We start from the raw sequence: 3,028 nt of genomic DNA, 5'->3' as shown, positions 1-3,028 counted from the left end.
CTGTAGCTGTACTGCCGGTCCGTGAACGTCTCCGGTACCACCCCGCGCATCCCGCTGTATGTCTCCCTGCGCTTCAGCCGCCCGGCGGGGTCGTAAAGCTGCCGCGTGCTCAGTCGCCCCTGACTTCTGAGCACTTCACGGTGCAGGGCGTCACGAGTGAACTCGCTGATGACCTCCCGGTCCAGATTTATCTGCTGGAGATGGCCGCTGCCGTAGTACAGATGACGCTGCGTTCTGCCGTCCGGAAAGGTGGTGGCTGTCCGGTTGCTGAGTTCATCGTACTGATGGGTCAGGACGCCCTGCGCCGTCTCCTCAGTCAGCATCCGCCCCAGTCTGTCGTAACTGAAACGGATAATCTCCGGTGCGTCTGTTTCCCCGGCATCCGACCGTCGGCGGCGGATTTCCAGTAACTGGTCTGCCGCATCATGGACGTATTCCGTACGGCTATCGGCTGTCTCCTTTGCCGTGAGCCGGCCCGCCGCATCACGTGCCAGCCGGTGGCGGATTTCACCGCCCCGGTCCCCGGTGAACACCACTTCCGTGACCGCGTTCAGCGCGTTGTAGCGGTACGTCTGGCGGCAGCCGTCCGGATTTATCTGCTCCGCCAGACGGTCCAGCACGTCATGGCGGAACCGGTAGCTTTCTCCGTTCTCGTTTGTCAGCGTGACCAGACGCCCGTAAGCATCGTACCCGAACGCCGTCCTGCGCCCCGTCGCGTCTGTCCGGCTGCGCACCCGGCCCTGCCCGTCCCGCTGCCAGCGCGTTATCCTCCCCATCGGGCTGGTGTACTTCACCAGCCTGCCCGCCGCGTCCGACTGGTAATTCACCGTGCGGCCGTCCGCCAGTATCACCTCCGTCAGGTGGCCGCTGTCGTCATACCCGTAGCGCGTGCTGTGGCTCTGCGCGTCTGTCATCCGTATCAGCCGCGTGCGTTCGTCGTAGAACCAGGCCGTCTGCGAGCCGGAACAGTCCGTGTGCCGCATGAGCTGCCCGTCTTCGTTCCACTGAAGGTATTTATTCCCCCCGCGCGCATCGGTTATCTGCACCACCTGGCCGTGGCGGTCATACTGATACCGGGTGTTCTGCTGCAGCGGGTCGGTCACCGCAAGAAGATTGCCGCGTTCATCGTACTCACAGCACCAGCTGTTCCCCGCCGCGTCCACCTCCGTTTCCGGCTGGTGCCACACCGGGTGCCACTGTGTCTGTGCCACCCGCCCCAGCGGGTCGTGCGTCTCCGTGATATGCCCCTGCCGGTCATACACATAGCGCCATTTGCCGCCCTGCGCATCGGTCATTCCCAGTAACAGCCGTTCTTCGTCGCTCCAGCGGAACGTCGTCACCTGCCCGGCTTCGTCCTGGTACGCCGTCACCTGATTCTGCGCGTCCCACTGATGATAACGCGTGCGCCCCAGCCCGTCCGTCACGCACAGCCTGCGTGACGCCAGGCTCCACGCCAGCCGGTACTGTTCACCGCTGTCCGTGTGGTGCCCCGTCACCCGCCACGCTGCGTCATCCGGGCCTTCATACCAGCTCCACTGGTAATAATACCCTTCGCCGCCCGGCTGGCGGTGCAGGGTCATGCAGTGGTTTTCGTCGTAAGCAAACTCGCGCAGCAGGTGTCCCGTGCTGTCGTACACGCCGTTCAGGTCGCCGGCCTCGTCATAGCGGTAACGACGCAGCAGTAAAGGAGCCGTCTCAGGGAAATGCTGATAAATCTGTGTCACCCGCCGGGGATGCGCCGCCAGTTCATAATGCAGACGGATGCACGGACGCTGCTGTTCACCGCTGATTTGCGTGATGCGCCCCAGCTCGTCGTAGTACAGATTCAGACAGTTGCTGTTGCGGTCGCCCAGCATTTTCAGCCGCTGGCGCTGCGGGTGATGCGGGTCGGCTTCAAACAGAAAAAACTGCCCGTCATCGCTGCTGATAAGCCAGTGCCCCTGCTCACCCCGCCTTACCGCCAGTCCTTCGCCGGGGCTGTAAAACCCGCTCCCCGGCAGCACGGCCTCCATATCCAGGCGTCGCCCCATGCCCGACACAAAGGTCATGCAGTTTTCGTCAGCAGTACCCGGCGTGCGCCCGAGGCTGACTTCATACATCACGCTCCAGCCCTGCCCGAACATCCCTTCCGTGCGGTCGTCACGACTGCTGTACACGCGCTGCCAGTCCAGCGGAAAGTGGCCCGGCAGACTGAAATCGAAGTCATCGTCATCGGCCAGATATTTGGCTCCGGTGGCGGCATTGACCGGATGCGGAAGGGCACTGATGGCCTTCTGCGTCATCACCCCCATCCCGACACTGGCAGCAAAACAGGCGATTTTAGAAAGCATTTTGCCCGGGCGAAGAAACATCAGCGCCACGGTTGCCACCAGGGTTATCTGCGACCTGCCGCTTCTGATATCCCTGACCACCAGTAACGGACCGCCAATGCGGACATCCGGTGACACAAACGCCCCGTTCCCCGGCTCATTCACCACCCTGGCCTCGCAGGTGCAGCGTGCCCCGCTGCGTACCGCCGGCTGGCTGTTGATACGCACATCCCGCGCGCCTTCCGCGATATATTCCGCTGCGGGCGGTTCATCATCGCCTTTGAACAGATTACTGATGCTGCCAATAACCGCATTCACTCCCTGAAAGGCGGTTTCCAGCATACCGCCCGGACTCAGCAGGTTAAGGGCCGTTCCCAGGGGGTCATCCAGAAAGGCGGCTTTTTTTTGTGCGAGAAACTGCGTCAGTGAGGAGGGATGTTTATGGCAGTCGATTTTATCGTCAGGGGTCGGGGTGGAGCCCGGGGCCGCACTGGCCACGGTGGGCTGCCATAGTTCCGACACAAAATGTGTCACGCCATCCACCATTTCAGAACGCCCTTCTTCCGTACTGAGCTGGTCGTGCAGCGCCCGGGACATCAGCACAGGCCCTGTCACCGGGTTAACCGCCAGGGCTATGGCCCCCGCCATTTCCAGATATTCCCCGGCCACATCCAGGAACGTTCTGGCATCCTCCTGACGCTGCGCTTCTTCCTGTTCCG

At 62.4% G+C, this 3,028-nt stretch carries 1 protein-coding gene; it reads right to left on the bottom strand.

Annotation, left to right across the window (positions count from 1 at the left end; all coding sequences use genetic code 11):
- On the bottom strand, window positions 1-3,028 hold a 3,028-nt coding region (locus ACJHWT_RS25170), incomplete at both ends, for a DUF6531 domain-containing protein (protein WP_284985361.1).

This window comes from Escherichia sp. WS338, from assembly GCF_046486405.1.
Classification (GTDB): Bacteria; Pseudomonadota; Gammaproteobacteria; order Enterobacterales; family Enterobacteriaceae; genus Escherichia; species Escherichia coli.
This window is presented reverse-complemented; position numbering and strand designations above follow the sequence as displayed.